Raw genomic sequence first — 13,631 nt, 5'->3', positions numbered from 1 at the left:
CGTCCGACACCCGCTCAGGTGTCGAAATGCTCGGTCACCAGGAGTTCGGCGATCTGGACGGCGTTGAGCGCGGCGCCCTTGCGCAGGTTGTCGGTCGCGCACCACAGGGACAGGCCGTTGTCCACCGTGGCGTCCTCGCGGATGCGGCTGACGTAGACCGCGTCGTCGCCGGCGGTGTCCGCCGGCGTGATGTAGCCGCCGGGCTCGTGGCGGTCCATGACGATGACCCCGGGGGCACGGCGCAGCGCCTTGCGCGCCTCGTCGGCCTCGATGGGGTCGGCGAACTCCACGGTCAGCGCCCCGGCGTGGCCGATGAACACCGGCACGCGCACGCAGGTCGCCGTCACCTTGATGCGGGGGTCGAGGATCTTCTTGGTCTCGGCCATCATCGTCCACTCCTCGCGCGTCGTGCCGTCCTCCATGAAACGGTCGATGTGGGGGATCACGTTGAAGGCGATCTGCTTGGGGAAGATCGAGGTGTCGAGCGGGTCGTTCACATAGATGGCGCGGGTCTGGTTGAACAGTTCGTCCATCCCCTCCTTGCCGACGCCGGACACCGCCTGGTAGGTGGAGACGACCACCCGGGTCACCGTGGCGAGGTCGTGCAGGGGTTTGAGCGCCACCACCATCTGGATGGTCGAGGCGCTGGGGTTGGCGACGATGCGCTTGCGCGTGTAGCCGGCCAGCGCCTCGGGGTTCACCTCCGGCACCACCAGCGGCACGTCCGGGTCCATGCGCCAGTGCTCGGTGTTGTCGATCACCACCGCGCCCGCCGCCGCGGCCTTGGGCGCGAAACCGGCCGCCACCTCCGCGCTGGGCGAGGCCAGCACGAGGTCGGTGCCGCGGAAGTCGAAGCGGTCGAGGTCCTGCACCGTCAGCACCTTGCGGTCGCCGTACGAGACCTCGCGCCCGACCGCGCCGGCCAGGCCCAGGGCCACCACCTCGCCGGCGGGAAAGTCCCGCGCCGCCAGGGTGGCCAGCATCTCGCGCCCGACGTTGCCGGTGGCGCCGACGACGGCGATCTTGTAGCCCTTGCGGCCCATGGGAAAGGCTCCTTCTGCTGGAAACGGACGCTGGATTGACCTATTCGCTTACCCGGGGAAATGCAACAATCCCCCCGACGGCGCGCCCGGTGAGGTGTGGACGCCCGTTCGCCCGGCGTGGAGTGAGATGACGCGATGCCGACCCCGGTTGAGGACCTGATCGCCAAGGCCATCAAGGACGCCGACAAGTCCTTCTTCAACGAGGACTACACCAAGCAGGCCCGCGCCGTGCTTGCGACCCTGAAGAAGACCGGCTACGAGGTGGTGCCGTCGCGCCCCCCCGACGGGCTGGTCGAGTGGGCCAAGGAGAACATCCCCTTCGGCCGCCTTCGCCCGGCCGACCTCATCTCGCAGATGTACACGATGATGGTCGACAACGTGAAACGCTTCGACAAGACGTGACGCGCGTCGACAGGACCTGACGCGCCGCGCCCGCGACGCCCGGCCCGGCATCCGGCGTTTCCCCGGAGCCGCCGCCTCCCATATGGTACGGAAACACCAGAACGACAGGAAAGGGACAGCCACCGTCATGCCGCCCGCCAAAATGACCGACACCGAGATCGCCCGCGTCCAGGCCTATCTGCGCCAGACCTTCGGCAACTCCACCATCACCGTGGAACCGCAGGCCAAGGCGGGGCAGTCCGCCGAGGTGACCTGCGCCGGCGAGTTGATCGGGACGCTGCACCGCGACGTGGACGAGGGCGAGGTCTCCTACGCCCTGCACATGGTGATCCTGGAGGAGGACCTGCCCGAGGCCGGCCCGCCGCGCCGCCGCTGACCGGACCACCGCGGACCGGGCCACCGGGAAGCCGGGCCACCGGGAGCCGGTCGGCCCTCGGTCCGGCCGCCATGAGCTGCGCATGAGTTGCAGTCGCAGCCGCGATTGCGGCGTCTTGGCGCGGTGTTGTCGGCGCACCATCGAATACCTGCCCGAAGGTGCTAGATTCAGACCTGCACTTTCGGGTCGGCGCGTTGACTCGGGGGGGTGAGAGGCGTAAACGAGGTCGCCAAAACATTTCGCACATGCGAGCAAGGTGTTGACCCGCCGCTGCGGCAGCCCCAACCCGCGCCGCCCTCGGCAGCCGAACAGAGGACGCACAAGAATGGCAAACGGCAGCAGTCGGCCGCTATCACCGCATCTACAGGTGTATCGATTCGAGTGGACGATGGCCCTGTCCATCACGCACCGCATCACGGGCGTGGGGCTGACCTTCGGAACGCTTCTGCTGGCCTGGTGGCTGATCGCGGCCGCCGCCGGGCCGGACGCGTTCGCCACGGCCCAGGGATTCATCGGCTCTTGGTTCGGCCTTCTGCTGATGTTCGGCTGGACCTGGGCGCTCTTCTACCATCTCGGCAACGGCATCCGCCACCTGGTGTGGGACACCGGGAGCGCGCTCGACCTGCCGAACGCGGAGATGGGGGCCTACATCGTCGCCGGTTCCTCGCTGGCCCTGACGGTGCTGGCCTGGATCGTCGGCCTGATCGCGTGGTGAGGGGCGGAGCATGAGCGCACACGACAACACCCTGCGCGACCCGTTGGGGCGCGCCCGCGGCCTGGGGTCGGCCAAGCACGGCACCGACCACTGGTGGCACCAGCGCCTGACGGCGATCGCCCTGGTCCCGCTGACCCTGTGGTTCGTCATCGCCGTCATCATGCATCTCGGCGCCGACCACGCGGAGATGGTGGAGTGGCTGCGGTCGCCCTATTCGGCGGCCATGATGATCCTGTTCATCGCCGTGGGCTTCCACCACGCCGCGGCGGGCATGCAGGTCGTCTTCGAGGATTATGTGCACATGGAGTGGGCGAAGGTCGGCGCGATCATCGCGACCAAGCTCGTCCTCTACGCGCTGGCGGCGATCTGCATCGTCTCCGTCCTCAAGCTGACCTTCGGAGCCTGACCCGCCATGGCGACCGCATACCCGATCACCGACCACACCTATGACGTCGTCGTCGTCGGCGCCGGGGGCGCCGGCCTGCGCGCCACCTTCGGCATGGCCGAGAAGGGGCTGAAGACGGCCTGCATCACCAAGGTGTTCCCGACCCGCTCCCACACCGTGGCGGCCCAGGGCGGCATTTCCGCCGCACTCGGCAACATGGGCGAGGACGACTGGCGCTACCACATGTACGACACCGTCAAGGGGTCGGACTGGCTGGGCGACCAGGACGCCATCGAGTACATGTGCCGCGAGGCGATCCCGGCGATCATCGAGCTGGAGCACTACGGCGTGCCGTTCTCGCGCACGCCCGAGGGCAAGATCTACCAGCGCGCCTTCGGCGGCATGACGGCCCAGTACGGCAAGACCCAGGCCTACCGCACTTGCGCGGCGGCCGACCGCACCGGCCACGCCATCCTGCACACCCTCTACCAGCAGTCGCTGAAGCACGAGGCGGAGTTCTTCGTCGAGTACTTCGCGCTCGACCTCATCATGGACGCCGACGGGACCTGCCGCGGTGTCGTCGCCCTGAACATGGACGACGGCACCATCCACCGCTTCCGCGCCCACGAGACGGTGCTGGCCACCGGCGGCTACGGCCGCGCCTACTTCTCGGCCACCTCGGCCCACACCTGCACCGGCGACGGCGGCGGGATGGTGCTGCGCGCCGGCCTGCCCATGCAGGACATGGAGTTCGTGCAGTTCCACCCCACCGGCATCTACGGCTCGGGCTGCCTGATCACCGAGGGCGTGCGCGGCGAGGGTGGCTACCTCACCAACTCCAACGGCGAGCGCTTCATGGAGCGCTACGCGCCGTCGGCCAAGGACCTGGCGTCGCGCGACGTGGTCTCGCGCTCCATGACCATCGAGATCCGCGAGGGCCGCGGGGTGGGGGCGCACAAGGACCACATCCACCTGCACCTGGAGCACCTGCCGCCGGAGATCATCCACCAGCGCCTGCCCGGCATCGCCGAGACGGCCAAGATCTTCGCCGGCGTCGACGTGACCAAGGAGCCGATCCCGGTGCTGCCGACGGTGCACTACAACATGGGCGGCATCCCCACCAACGTCCATTGCGAGGTGGTGCGCCCCACCGCCGACAACCCCGACGCCACGGTGCCCGGCCTGATGGCGATCGGCGAGGCGGCCTGCGTGTCGGTGCACGGCGCCAACCGGCTGGGCTCCAACTCCCTGCTCGACCTGGTGGTGTTCGGCCGCGCCGCCGCCATCCGCGCCGCCGAGCTGGTGGCCGACGCCCGGTCCCACAAGCCGCTGCCGGCCGACGGCGCCGACCGGGCGCTGGAGCGCCTCGACCGCCTGCGCAACGCCAAGGGCCCCATCAAGGTGTCGGAGCTGCGGCTGGAGATGCAGAAGGTGATGCAGAACAACTGCGCCGTCTTCCGCACCGGCGAGGTGCTGGAGGAGGGGAGCCGGTTGATCGGCGAGGCCTTCGCCAAGAAGGGCGAGGTCGGCGTCTCCGACCGCTCGCTGGTCTGGAACTCCGACCTGGTCGAGGCGATCGAGCTGGACAACCTGCTCTACCAGGCGACGGTCACCATGAACTCGGCGCGCAACCGCCAGGAAAGCCGCGGGGCCCACGCCCGCGAGGACTTCCCCAACCGCGACGACGACACCTGGATGAAGCACACCGTGGCCTGGGTGGCGGAGACGGGCGCGGTCACCATCGATTACCGCCCGGTCCACCTCTACACCCTGACCGACGAGGTCGACGTGTTCCCGCCCAAGGCGCGCGTCTACTAACGGCCCCGGAACGCAGGCAAGGACGCACAACAATGGTCGAATTCAACCTTCCCGCCAATTCCCGGGTCGGCGTCGGCAAGACGGTCAACGCCGCGACGGGCGCCAAGCGCACCAAGACCTTCAAGATCTACCGCTGGAACCCGGACGACGGGCAGAACCCGCGGGTCGACAGCTTCGTGGTCGACCTCGACAAGTTCGGCCCGATGATCCTGGACGCGATCATCTACATCAAGAACACCCTCGACTCGACCCTGACCTTCCGCCGCTCGTGCCGCGAGGGGATCTGCGGGTCCTGCGCGATGAACATCGACGGGACCAACACCCTGGCCTGCCTCAAGGCCATCGACGAGGTGAAGGGCGACGTCAAGATCTACCCGCTGCCGCACATGCCGGTGGTCAAGGACCTGGTCCCCGACCTCAAGCACGTCTACGCCCAGCTCGCCTCGATCAAGCCGTGGCTGCAGAGCCAGTCCCCGGCCCCGCCCGACCGCGAGCGCCTGCAGTCGCCCGAGGACCGCGCCAAGCTGGACGGCCTCTACGAGTGCATCCTGTGCTTCTGCTGCTCCACCTCCTGCCCCAGCTACTGGTGGAACAGCGACCGCTATCTCGGGCCGTCGATCCTGCTCCAGGCCTACCGCTGGATCGTCGACAGCCGCGACGAGATGACGGGCGAACGCCTCGACAACCTCGAGGACCCGTTCCGCCTCTACCGCTGCCACACCATCATGAACTGCACCAAGTCGTGCCCGAAGGGCCTCAACCCGGCCAAGGCCATCGCCGAGATCAAGAAGCTGATGGTGGTGCGGCGCTGAGCCCGCACCGCCGTTCCCGGAGGTGACACGACACGGCGAGGCGCCCCCCGGGGCGCCTCGTCCGCGTCCGGCCCCGTTCCCCCACGGCACCGGCGGCGCTATGCTGGCCCCCGGACCGCCGCGCCACCCGGCGCGGCCCGTGCGCGGAGCCCCCGATGATCCTGATCGGCCAGTACGACTCCCCCTTCGTGCGCCGGGTGGCGGTGGCCCTGCGGCTCTACGGCCTGGCCTACGAGCACCGGCCGTGGTCGGTCTTTTCCGACGCCGCCGCCATCGCCCCCTTCAACCCGCTGACCCGGGTGCCGACCCTGGTGCTGGACGACAGCGAGGCGCTGATCGAGAGCGGCGCCATCCTCGACCACCTGGACGAGCTGGCCGGCCCGGAGCGGGCCCTGGTGCCCCGCCAGGGGGCGGAGCGGCGGCGGGTGCTGAAGGTCTGCGCGCTGGCCACCGGTCTGGCCGACAAGGCGGTGAGCCTGGTCTACGAGCGGGTGCTGCACCAGCAGCGCTCGGCGCTGTGGGTCGGCCGCTGCACCGGCCAGATCGGCGCCGTGCTTGATGCCCTGGAGGCCGACCGCGCGGGCCGCCCCGGGCCATGGTGGTTCGGCACCGCCCCGACCCACGCCGACGTGGCGGTGGCCTGCGCCCTGCGCTTCGTCGGCGAGGCCCACCCCGGCGTCCTCGACCCCGGCCGCTGGCCCGCGCTGACCGCCCACGCCGCCGCCTGCGAGGCGCAGGCGGCGTTCGCGGGCGTGGTGCAGCCGTTCTCGGTCAACGCGTAGGGGGAACCCGCGGCCGCCGACCCCTCAGTGCACCGGCCCCGTCTTCAGGAACCGCTCGCGCTCGGCGGAGCCGACGCGCAGGTCGAAGACGTCGCCCTCGCGCTCCACCGTCAGCGGCACGTCGACGCCGGCCGGGCCGACCGCCCACAGGGCGCGGTAGAGCTCGCCCAGGGTGCCCACGGGCTCCCCGGCCACCGCCCGTACCACGTCGCCGGCGCGCAGCTCGGCGCGCCGCGCCGGGCCGTCGCCAGCCAGCCCGGCCAGAACGATGCGCCCCGCCTCGTCCTGGGCGAAATAGGCGCCCAGCCACGGCCGCGCCGGTCCCGCCACGCGGCCCAGGGTCAGCAGGTCGTCCAGGATCGGCGCCAGGCGGTCGATGGGGACGCACATGTTGAGCGGCGTCACCCGCTCCCCGTCCCCGTCGGCCTGGTACTGGAGCTGGAGCGAGCCGATGCCGACCAGCGCGCCGTCGGGGCCGAGCACCGCGGTGCCGCCCCAGAACGGGTGCGCCGGGGCGGTGAACAGGGCGTCCTCCAGCAGGTATTCCCAGTACCCGGCGAACTCCTGGCGGGCCACCACCCGCGCCGCCAGCGCGTGCATCCGCCCGCCGGCCCCGGCCACCACCACCGGGTCGCCCGTCCGCACCGCGGCGGCGTCGCCCATCGCCAGCGCCGGCAGGCCGAGGCGGCCCAGCGGGCGCACCAGGCCGAAGCCGCTGATGTGGTCGTAGGCCATCACGTCGCCGCGCACGGCGCGGCCGTCGCTGGTGGTCAGCCACACCTCCTCGGCCTCAACCACCAGATAGCCGATGGTCAGCACCAGCCCGTCGTCGCGGATCACCACGCCCTGCCCGGTCCGCTCCGTCCCCAGCGCCTCGGCGGTGAAAGCGTCCTCGGCCACCGTGGTGCGCAGCATCACCACCGAGGACAGGGCGCGCTCCAGGTCATAGGGCAGCGCCGCGGGGTCGGGCTGGAACTCTGGCGGGATCCGCCAGCCGTCGGTCGGTCGCATCGCTCGCCTCCTTGATCCACGGGACGGCGGCGCCGTCCGTCCTCTTTCCCGTAGGTGGGCGTTCCCGGCGCGCCTGAACAGGGGGCGCCGCCCTCAGCCCGGCGCCAGGGGCAGCGCCGTCTCGACCAGCGTGACCCAGTAGGACGCGCCGGTCACCAGGATGTCGTCGTTGAAGTCGTAGCCGGGGTTGTGCAGCAGGCAGCCGCCCTCGCCACCCTGGCCCAGCCACGCGTAGCAGCCGGGGAGCTGCTGCAGCATGAAGCCGAAATCCTCCGCCGCCATGGAGGGCGGCGCGTCGCGCCGCACCCGCTCGCCGCCCACCACCGCGGCCGCCGCCGCCGCCGCCAGTCCGGCCTCCGCCGCGCTGTTGACGGTGGCCGGGTATCCCGGCAGCACCTCGACCTCGGCCTCGGCGCCGAAGCCGGCGGCGACGCTGCGGGCGAGGCGGGCGAGCTGCTCGTGGAGGCGGGCCCGGGTCTCGGCGCGGAAGGTGCGGATGGTGCCGCTCAGCCGCGCCTCGCCGGGAATGATGTTGAAGGTGGTGCCGGCCTCCACCCAGGTCACCGACACCACCGCGGCGTCGTGCGGGTCGGTGCCGCGGCTGACCAGGCTCTGGGCGGCGGTGATGATGTGGGCGCCCACCAGCACCGGGTCGACGCCGCGGTGCGGCATCGCGGCGTGGGCGCCGTGGCCCGTCACGGTGATGACGAACTTGTCGGCGGCGGCCATCACCGGCCCGTCGTGCACCGCCATGACGCCGGCCGGCAGCTCCGGCCAGTTGTGCAGGCCGTAGACCTGCTCGCACGGGAAGCGCGCGAACAGCCCCTCCTCCATCATCCGCCGCGCCCCGGCCAGCCCCTCCTCGGCGGGCTGGAAGATGAAATGGACCGTGCCGTCGAAGGCGCGCGTCTCGGCCAGGTGGCGGGCCGCCCCCAGCAACATGGCGGTGTGCCCGTCGTGGCCGCAGGCGTGCATCTTGCCGGGATGGCGCGAGGCGTGGGCGAAGCCGTTGGCCTCGGTCAGCGGCAGGGCGTCCATGTCGGCGCGCAGGCCGACGGCGCGGTTGCCGCCGCCCCGCCCGCGCAGGGTGCCCACCACGCCGGTCCCGCCCAGGCCGCGGTGCACAGCGACACCGAAGGAGTCCAGGGCCGCGGCGACCAGCGCCGAGGTCCGCTCCTCCTCGTAGGCCAGCTCGGGATGGGCGTGGATGTCGCGGCGCCAGGCCACCAGGTCGTCCCGGCGTGCGGCGATGCGCTCGATGATCGGCATGCCCGCTCCCCCCTCAGCCCGGCACGGCCATGCCGCGCTGCACCGCCGGCCGCGCCGCCAGCAGGGCGCGCCAGCGCTCGATGTTGGGGCGCTCGCCCAGCTTGCCGCCCTCGGCGGCGACGGCGACGAAGGGGTAGCAGGCGATGTCGGCGATGGAGTACTCGGCCCCGCCGAGGTGCTCGGCCTCGCCCAGCCGGCGGTCGAGGGCGTCGTAGTAGCGGGCGATCTCGCCCTTGAAGAGCTCGATGGCGTAGGGGATCTTCTCTGGCGCGCGCACGGCGAAGCGGAACAGGTCGAGGGCGACCGGCGCCAGGTCGCTGATGGCGAACTGGAACCAGGACAGCGCCTCCAGCCGCGCCTCGCCGGCCGGCAGCAGGCGGCCGGTGGCCTCGGCGTAGTGCAGCAGGATGGCCCCGGAGCCGAACAGCCGGCGCTTGACGCCGCCCGGCAGGTCCTCCACCAGGGCCGGCAGCTTGCCGGCCGGGCTGATCTCGAGGAATTCCGCGGCGCGGTTGTCGCCGGCCAGGGGGTCGAGCGCCGCCACCCGGTATGTCAGGCCGAGCTCCTCCAGCAGGATCGAGGCCTTGTGGCCGTTGGGCGTCGGAACCGTGTACAGCGTGATCATCGCCGCCAAACCCTTCCCGGATGGCTGGTGTCGTCGCCGGACACTGTTGCCGATTTGCGCTGCCAATTCCAGGCGGTTGAGACGGGCGCCCCCCCGCCCCGCCGCGGGACGGCGCGAGGGGGGCGGGCTCACACGGCGCGGCTGTGCCGCCCGGCGCCGCTGGCGAGGTGGGTGTCGAAGCGGGCGGCGACGATGCGCATCAGCGGGCGCGCGGCCTCCGGCACGCCGACGCGGCGGCCCTCCACCACGGCGACGCCGTCGGCGACGAGGTCGGCCATGCCGGCCAGCTCCGCGTCGAAATGGCCGGGATCGCGGCCGAAGCGCGCGGCCAGCGCCCCGACGTCGACGGCGAGATCGCACATCAGCCGCTCGATCACCGACCGCCGCAGGCGGTCCTCGTCGTCCAGCGCCAGGCCCTTGACGGTGGCCAGCCGCCCCGCCTCGATGGCCTCGGCCCAGTCGCCGAAGGGCACCGCGTTCTGGATGTAGCCCTGGGGAAGCGCGCCGATGGACGACGCGCCGAAGCCCAGCAGCACGTCCGCGTCGTCGGTGGTGTAGCCCTGGAAGTTGCGGCGCAGCTTGCCCGACGCCTGCATCACCGCCAGCTCGTCGCCCGGCTTGGCGAAGTGGTCGAGGCCGATGGCGGCGTAGCCGGCGGCGGTCAGCGCCCCGGCGATGGCGGCGAACTGCTCCCACCGGCCCAGCGTGCCGGCCAGCGCCGATTCGTCGATCCGCTTCTGGTGCGTCTTCATCCACGGCACGTGGGCGTAGCCGAACACGGAGAAGCGGTCGGCGTCCATCGCCAGGGCGATCGCGGCGGAGCGGCGGACGCTGTCGACCGACTGGTGGGGCAGCCCGTACATCAGGTCGAGGTTGACGTGGCGGATGCCGTTGGCGCGCAGCCATGCCAGCGACTGCTCGGTCATCGCCCGGGGCTGGATGCGGTTGACCGCCGCCTGCACCGCGGGATCGAAGTCCTGGACCCCCAGCGACGCACGGGTGACGCCGCTGCGGCCCAGCGCCCCGGCCATCGCCGCGGTCAGGGTGCGCGGATCGATCTCCACGGCGATCTCCGCACCCTCCGCCACGTCGAAGCGGGCGCGCAGGTGGTCCATCAGCGCCGCGAAATCGTCGGGCGCCTGCATGGTCGGGGTGCCGCCGCCGAAATGGATGTGGCGCACCGCCAGCCGGCCGGGGATGCGCGCCGCCACCAGGTCGATCTCGCGGCGGAGCTGGCCGAGGTACTCGGCGATCGGCTCGTAGCGGGCGACGATCTTGGTGTGGCAGCCGCAGTACCAGCACATCTGCCGGCAGAACGGCACATGGACGTAGAGGGAGCCGGGGCGGGCCGGGTCGAGCCCGGCCAACCACCGCCCGTAGGTCTCGTGCGCCACGTTGGGCGAGAAGTGCGGCGCCGTCGGGTAGCTGGTGTAGCGCGGAATCCGCAGCCCGTCATAGGTGGCGAGCAGGGCGGGGTTCAGGGCGTCGGTCGGGTGCGTCGTCATGGCGCGCAGAGTGCGGCACGGGCGGGCGCGAAGCCTTGATGTGCGTCAAGGGTCCGGCACCGCGCCGGCCGCGCCTCACGCGGCGCGGCGGGCCAGGTCCTCCTCCAGGTGGCGTTGCAGCAGGTCGATGTTGCGGCGGTTGGCCTTGAAGGCGATGTCGAAGATGGTGCCGAGCACCGGCACCGAGCCGACCGCCCAGTCCAGCCCGACATTGGCGACCATCCGCGCGATCAGCGATTTCGGCAGGCCGAAACGCAGCGCCTCGTAGACGATGTAGGCGGACACCAGCGCGGTGGCGCTGTCCCCGACCACCGGCACCACCGAGGCGATCCCGTCGAGACCGATGGGAATGCGGGTGCCGGGGATGCGCCAGCGCGAGTCGAGCAGCGTCGCCAGATGGCGCAGCCGCTCCAGCCGCAGCCTGTCGGCCTCACTTGACCTTGATGATGATGTAGATGGCATGGATGATCCCCGGGATGTAGCCGAGGATGGTCAGGATCACGTTGATCCAGAAATGCAGACCGAAGCCGACCTGGAGGAACACGCCAAGCGGCGGCAGCAGGATGGCGAGCAGGAGGCGGAGGATGTCCATGGGAGCGGCTTTCGAGTCGTGGCCATCGCGTCGGCGGGTTCGCATCAAAGAACGCGCGTCCGGCCCTCGGGTTCCCCGCGCCCTTCACTGCGCCGCTTGCGCCAGCCGGACGGCCTGGGGCGTGGCGAAGCGGCGCAGCAGGGCGTAGCCCAGCACGGCCGAGGCGATCGAGCCGCTGAGGACGCCGAGGCGCACCGCCACCGCGTGCTGGGGATCGGCGAAGGCGAGATTGCCGATGAACAGGCTCATGGTGAAGCCGATGCCGGTCAGCACCGCCACGCCGTACATCTGCGACCAGTTGGCGCCGGCCGGCAGGGCCGCCGCGCCGGCGCGCACCGCCAGCACGCTGGCGAGGAAGACCCCCACCTGCTTGCCGAGGAACAGGCCCAGCGCGATGCCCAGCGGCACCGGCTCGGCCAGGCTGGCGGGGCTGAGCCCGTGCAGCGACACGCCGGCGTTGGCCAATGCGAACAGGGGCAGGATCAGGAAGGCGACCCAGGGGTGCAGGGCGTGCTCGAGCGCGCGCAGGGGATGGACGATGGTCGATTCCGACTTCACCACCCGCAGCGGGATGGCGAAGGCCAGCACCACCCCGGCCAGGGTGGCGTGGACCCCGGATTCCAGCACGCAGACCCAGAGGATGACGCCGAGGATCATGTAGGGGGCCGTCCGGCTGACGCCGATCAGGTTGAGCCAGGCCAGCCCCAGCCCGGCCAGCGCGGCGAAGCCCAGCGCCTCCGGCGCCAGGTTGTGGGTGTAGAAGGCGGCGATGATGACGATGGCGCCGAGGTCGTCCATGATCGCCAGCGCCAGCAGGAAGACCCGCAGCGAGGTCGGCACCCGCGGCCCCAGCAGCGCCAGGACGCCCACCGCGAAGGCGATGTCGGTCGCCGCGGGGATCGCCCAGCCCGCCAGGTTCTCCGGGGCGGCGGCGTTGACGACGGTGTAGACCAGCGCCGGCACCGCCATGCCGCCCAGCGCCGCGATGCCCGGCAGCATGGCCTTGGCGCGGCTCGACAGCTCGCCCTCGCGGATCTCGCGCTTGATCTCCATGCCCACCAGCAGGAAGAAGATGGCCATCAGCCCGTCGTTGATCCACATGTGCAGCGGCTTGTCGATGCCGATCCCCCCGACATGCATCCCCGCCGTCATCTCCAGCGCATGGTGGTAGAGGTCGGCCGCCGGCGAGTTGGCCAGCAGCAGGGCCAGCGCCGAGGCGGCCATCAGCGTGACGGCGGCGGTCGCTTCGTTGTGCAGAAAGTCACGGATCGGGGGGAGCTTCATCGCAAGCGGTTCCTGGAGCACGGGGCCGGATGGGCTGCCAGCACTGCGCGCCGCCGCCCGGATCCATTCAACATGAAGTTTAAGGGAAGGTGCTTTGACATTTCCGCGGCGCTCCTGCCCACATACCCCCTCCTGCCGCATGGAATCGCTGGCCCGTCCATCCGTGCGGCGAAAGGTCGCCCTGACCGATTGACCGTTGTTCACGCTGTTCATCAGGCGAATCATTCGCCATGACTATACCGACCGGGGAGGTGTCTTGCGCCGCACCGCCGCGCATCTCCTTCCGGTCGAGGCGCCACGGCCCGGGACGGCTCCCGCCGCCGTCGGCGGCCTCCCTGTCGGAGGAGCCATGGACACGTTGTATTGCGCCTGCTGCGGCCGTCCGTTCCAGCGGGCCTCCCGGCGGGGCCCGGCGCCGCTCTACTGTTCGGCGGACTGCCGCCGGCAGATCGACGTCCGGCGCCGCGCCTGGACGGCCCGGACCGGCGGCGCCTCCCCCTGGGCTCCGGCCACGCAGGCGGCCACGCGGGGGGCCGGGCGGGACGGGGGCCCGGGGGGGACGGGCGCCCGCCCGGGCGCGCGCTGACTCCGCCGGCCGGTCAGTAACCTTCGCGGAGCATCCGCTTGCGCATCGTCTTGCGGTGGCGGCGCTGGGTTTCGGCCGCCTGGCGCGCCCGCCGCTCCGACGGCTTCTCGTAGCTGCGGCGCAGCTTCATTTCGCGGAAGACGCCCTCGCGCTGCATCTTCTTCTTGAGGGCGCGCAGGGCGCCGTTGATGTCGTTGTCGCGAACATGAACGAGCATGTCGTCGAGGTCCTCCCTGTTTCGGACGCGGAAAGGGGACGCCCCGGGCCCGGACCACGACGGGCGCGGCACGGCGGCGCCACGATCATCAAATCACTAAGGGGGAAAGCAGGTGGAGGCGGCGCCCGCGGGCGGAGGCCAACACACCCAAAGCGCATTCGACGCCCCATACCTGCCCGCCATGGACCGCCGATGCAAGGACATTCGCC

At 71.4% G+C, this 13,631-nt stretch carries 16 protein-coding genes; 7 read left to right on the top strand and 9 right to left on the bottom strand.

Going from position 1 to position 13,631, the window contains the following annotated elements:
- Positions 1-14: 14 nt before the first annotated feature.
- Positions 15-1,043 (bottom strand): aspartate-semialdehyde dehydrogenase, encoded by a 1,029-nt coding sequence (locus AC6H2I_RS11855; protein ID WP_497500842.1) that lies wholly within the window; start codon positions 1,041-1,043, stop codon positions 15-17.
- 135 nt (positions 1,044-1,178) lie between these two features.
- On the opposite strand from AC6H2I_RS11855, the gene AC6H2I_RS11850 reads away from it, so the two are divergent.
- From AC6H2I_RS11850 to AC6H2I_RS11820, 7 genes are all read left to right on the top strand, one after another.
- Positions 1,179-1,445: a hypothetical protein gene (locus tag AC6H2I_RS11850; protein ID WP_497500841.1), complete on the top strand. Its 267-nt coding sequence runs from the start codon at positions 1,179-1,181 to the stop codon at positions 1,443-1,445.
- A gap of 127 nt (positions 1,446-1,572) precedes the next feature.
- A complete protein-coding gene (locus tag AC6H2I_RS11845) occupies positions 1,573-1,821 on the top strand; it encodes a DUF3126 family protein (protein WP_497500840.1) in 249 nt (82 codons plus the stop codon).
- 388 nt (positions 1,822-2,209) lie between these two features.
- Positions 2,210-2,536: a succinate dehydrogenase, cytochrome b556 subunit gene (gene sdhC / locus AC6H2I_RS11840; RefSeq protein WP_497500839.1), complete on the top strand. Its 327-nt coding sequence runs from the start codon at positions 2,210-2,212 to the stop codon at positions 2,534-2,536.
- 10 nt (positions 2,537-2,546) lie between these two features.
- On the top strand, positions 2,547-2,942 hold the full coding sequence (sdhD, locus tag AC6H2I_RS11835; RefSeq protein WP_497500838.1) for a succinate dehydrogenase, hydrophobic membrane anchor protein: 396 nt from the start codon (positions 2,547-2,549) through the stop codon (positions 2,940-2,942).
- 6 nt (positions 2,943-2,948) lie between these two features.
- Positions 2,949-4,739, top strand: a complete 1,791-nt coding sequence (sdhA, locus tag AC6H2I_RS11830; RefSeq protein ID WP_497500837.1) for a succinate dehydrogenase flavoprotein subunit — start codon at positions 2,949-2,951, stop codon at positions 4,737-4,739.
- A 32-nt stretch (positions 4,740-4,771) separates the two neighbouring features.
- Positions 4,772-5,551 carry a succinate dehydrogenase iron-sulfur subunit gene (locus AC6H2I_RS11825; RefSeq protein WP_497500836.1) on the top strand — a complete coding sequence of 260 codons (780 nt, stop codon included), beginning with the start codon at positions 4,772-4,774 and terminating at the stop codon, positions 5,549-5,551.
- Positions 5,552-5,706: 155 nt separating this feature from the next.
- Positions 5,707-6,333 carry a glutathione S-transferase family protein gene (locus AC6H2I_RS11820; protein WP_497500835.1) on the top strand — a complete coding sequence of 209 codons (627 nt, stop codon included), beginning with the start codon at positions 5,707-5,709 and terminating at the stop codon, positions 6,331-6,333.
- Between the two features lie 24 nt (positions 6,334-6,357).
- On the opposite strand, the gene AC6H2I_RS11815 is transcribed toward AC6H2I_RS11820, so the two are convergent.
- The 8 genes from AC6H2I_RS11815 to rpsU all read right to left on the bottom strand — a co-directional run bounded on the left by AC6H2I_RS11815 (position 6,358) and on the right by rpsU (position 13,422).
- On the bottom strand, positions 6,358-7,344 hold the full coding sequence (locus AC6H2I_RS11815; protein WP_497500834.1) for a S1C family serine protease: 987 nt from the start codon (positions 7,342-7,344) through the stop codon (positions 6,358-6,360).
- Between the two features lie 93 nt (positions 7,345-7,437).
- Positions 7,438-8,613, bottom strand: a complete 1,176-nt coding sequence (locus tag AC6H2I_RS11810) for a M20 aminoacylase family protein (protein ID WP_497500833.1) — start codon at positions 8,611-8,613, stop codon at positions 7,438-7,440.
- A gap of 13 nt (positions 8,614-8,626) precedes the next feature.
- Positions 8,627-9,238 carry a glutathione S-transferase family protein gene (locus AC6H2I_RS11805; protein ID WP_497500832.1) on the bottom strand — a complete coding sequence of 204 codons (612 nt, stop codon included), beginning with the start codon at positions 9,236-9,238 and terminating at the stop codon, positions 8,627-8,629.
- Between the two features lie 128 nt (positions 9,239-9,366).
- A complete protein-coding gene (gene hemN, locus AC6H2I_RS11800; RefSeq protein WP_497500831.1) occupies positions 9,367-10,743 on the bottom strand; it encodes an oxygen-independent coproporphyrinogen III oxidase in 1,377 nt (458 codons plus the stop codon).
- A gap of 75 nt (positions 10,744-10,818) precedes the next feature.
- Positions 10,819-11,205, bottom strand: a complete 387-nt coding sequence (locus AC6H2I_RS11795; protein WP_497500830.1) for a DUF4112 domain-containing protein — start codon at positions 11,203-11,205, stop codon at positions 10,819-10,821.
- Positions 11,174-11,335 carry a YqaE/Pmp3 family membrane protein gene (locus tag AC6H2I_RS11790; RefSeq protein WP_497500829.1) on the bottom strand — a complete coding sequence of 54 codons (162 nt, stop codon included), beginning with the start codon at positions 11,333-11,335 and terminating at the stop codon, positions 11,174-11,176. Before AC6H2I_RS11790 ends, AC6H2I_RS11795 begins: the two co-directional genes overlap by 32 nt.
- 84 nt (positions 11,336-11,419) lie before the next feature.
- Positions 11,420-12,619 carry a Na+/H+ antiporter NhaA gene (gene nhaA, locus AC6H2I_RS11785; protein WP_497500828.1) on the bottom strand — a complete coding sequence of 400 codons (1,200 nt, stop codon included), beginning with the start codon at positions 12,617-12,619 and terminating at the stop codon, positions 11,420-11,422.
- A gap of 599 nt (positions 12,620-13,218) precedes the next feature.
- Positions 13,219-13,422 carry a 30S ribosomal protein S21 gene (gene rpsU / locus AC6H2I_RS11780; RefSeq protein WP_497500827.1) on the bottom strand — a complete coding sequence of 68 codons (204 nt, stop codon included), beginning with the start codon at positions 13,420-13,422 and terminating at the stop codon, positions 13,219-13,221.
- Between the last annotated feature and the right edge of the window lie 209 nt (positions 13,423-13,631).

Source organism: Azospirillum sp. NS33, assembly GCF_059703765.1.
Note: the sequence above shows the minus strand (reverse complement) of the source record. Positions and strands in the feature narration are given on the sequence as shown.

Bases quoted from the DNA above. Each gene is read 5' to 3' on its own strand.
- AC6H2I_RS11855 (WP_497500842.1), bottom strand. From the start codon at position 1,043: ATGGGCCGCAAGGGCTACAAGATCGCCGTCGTCGGCGCCACCGGCAAC.
- AC6H2I_RS11850 (WP_497500841.1), top strand. From the start codon at position 1,179: ATGCCGACCCCGGTTGAGGACCTGATCGCCAAGGCCATCAAGGACGCC.
- AC6H2I_RS11845 (WP_497500840.1), top strand. From the start codon at position 1,573: ATGCCGCCCGCCAAAATGACCGACACCGAGATCGCCCGCGTCCAGGCC.
- sdhC (WP_497500839.1), top strand. From the start codon at position 2,210: ATGGCCCTGTCCATCACGCACCGCATCACGGGCGTGGGGCTGACCTTC.
- sdhD (WP_497500838.1), top strand. From the start codon at position 2,547: ATGAGCGCACACGACAACACCCTGCGCGACCCGTTGGGGCGCGCCCGC.
- sdhA (WP_497500837.1), top strand. From the start codon at position 2,949: ATGGCGACCGCATACCCGATCACCGACCACACCTATGACGTCGTCGTC.
- AC6H2I_RS11825 (WP_497500836.1), top strand. From the start codon at position 4,772: ATGGTCGAATTCAACCTTCCCGCCAATTCCCGGGTCGGCGTCGGCAAG.
- AC6H2I_RS11820 (WP_497500835.1), top strand. From the start codon at position 5,707: ATGATCCTGATCGGCCAGTACGACTCCCCCTTCGTGCGCCGGGTGGCG.
- AC6H2I_RS11815 (WP_497500834.1), bottom strand. From the start codon at position 7,344: ATGCGACCGACCGACGGCTGGCGGATCCCGCCAGAGTTCCAGCCCGAC.
- AC6H2I_RS11810 (WP_497500833.1), bottom strand. From the start codon at position 8,613: ATGCCGATCATCGAGCGCATCGCCGCACGCCGGGACGACCTGGTGGCC.
- AC6H2I_RS11805 (WP_497500832.1), bottom strand. From the start codon at position 9,238: ATGATCACGCTGTACACGGTTCCGACGCCCAACGGCCACAAGGCCTCG.
- hemN (WP_497500831.1), bottom strand. From the start codon at position 10,743: ATGACGACGCACCCGACCGACGCCCTGAACCCCGCCCTGCTCGCCACC.
- AC6H2I_RS11795 (WP_497500830.1), bottom strand. From the start codon at position 11,205: ATGCCATCTACATCATCATCAAGGTCAAGTGAGGCCGACAGGCTGCGG.
- AC6H2I_RS11790 (WP_497500829.1), bottom strand. From the start codon at position 11,335: ATGGACATCCTCCGCCTCCTGCTCGCCATCCTGCTGCCGCCGCTTGGC.
- nhaA (WP_497500828.1), bottom strand. From the start codon at position 12,619: ATGAAGCTCCCCCCGATCCGTGACTTTCTGCACAACGAAGCGACCGCC.
- rpsU (WP_497500827.1), bottom strand. From the start codon at position 13,422: ATGCTCGTTCATGTTCGCGACAACGACATCAACGGCGCCCTGCGCGCC.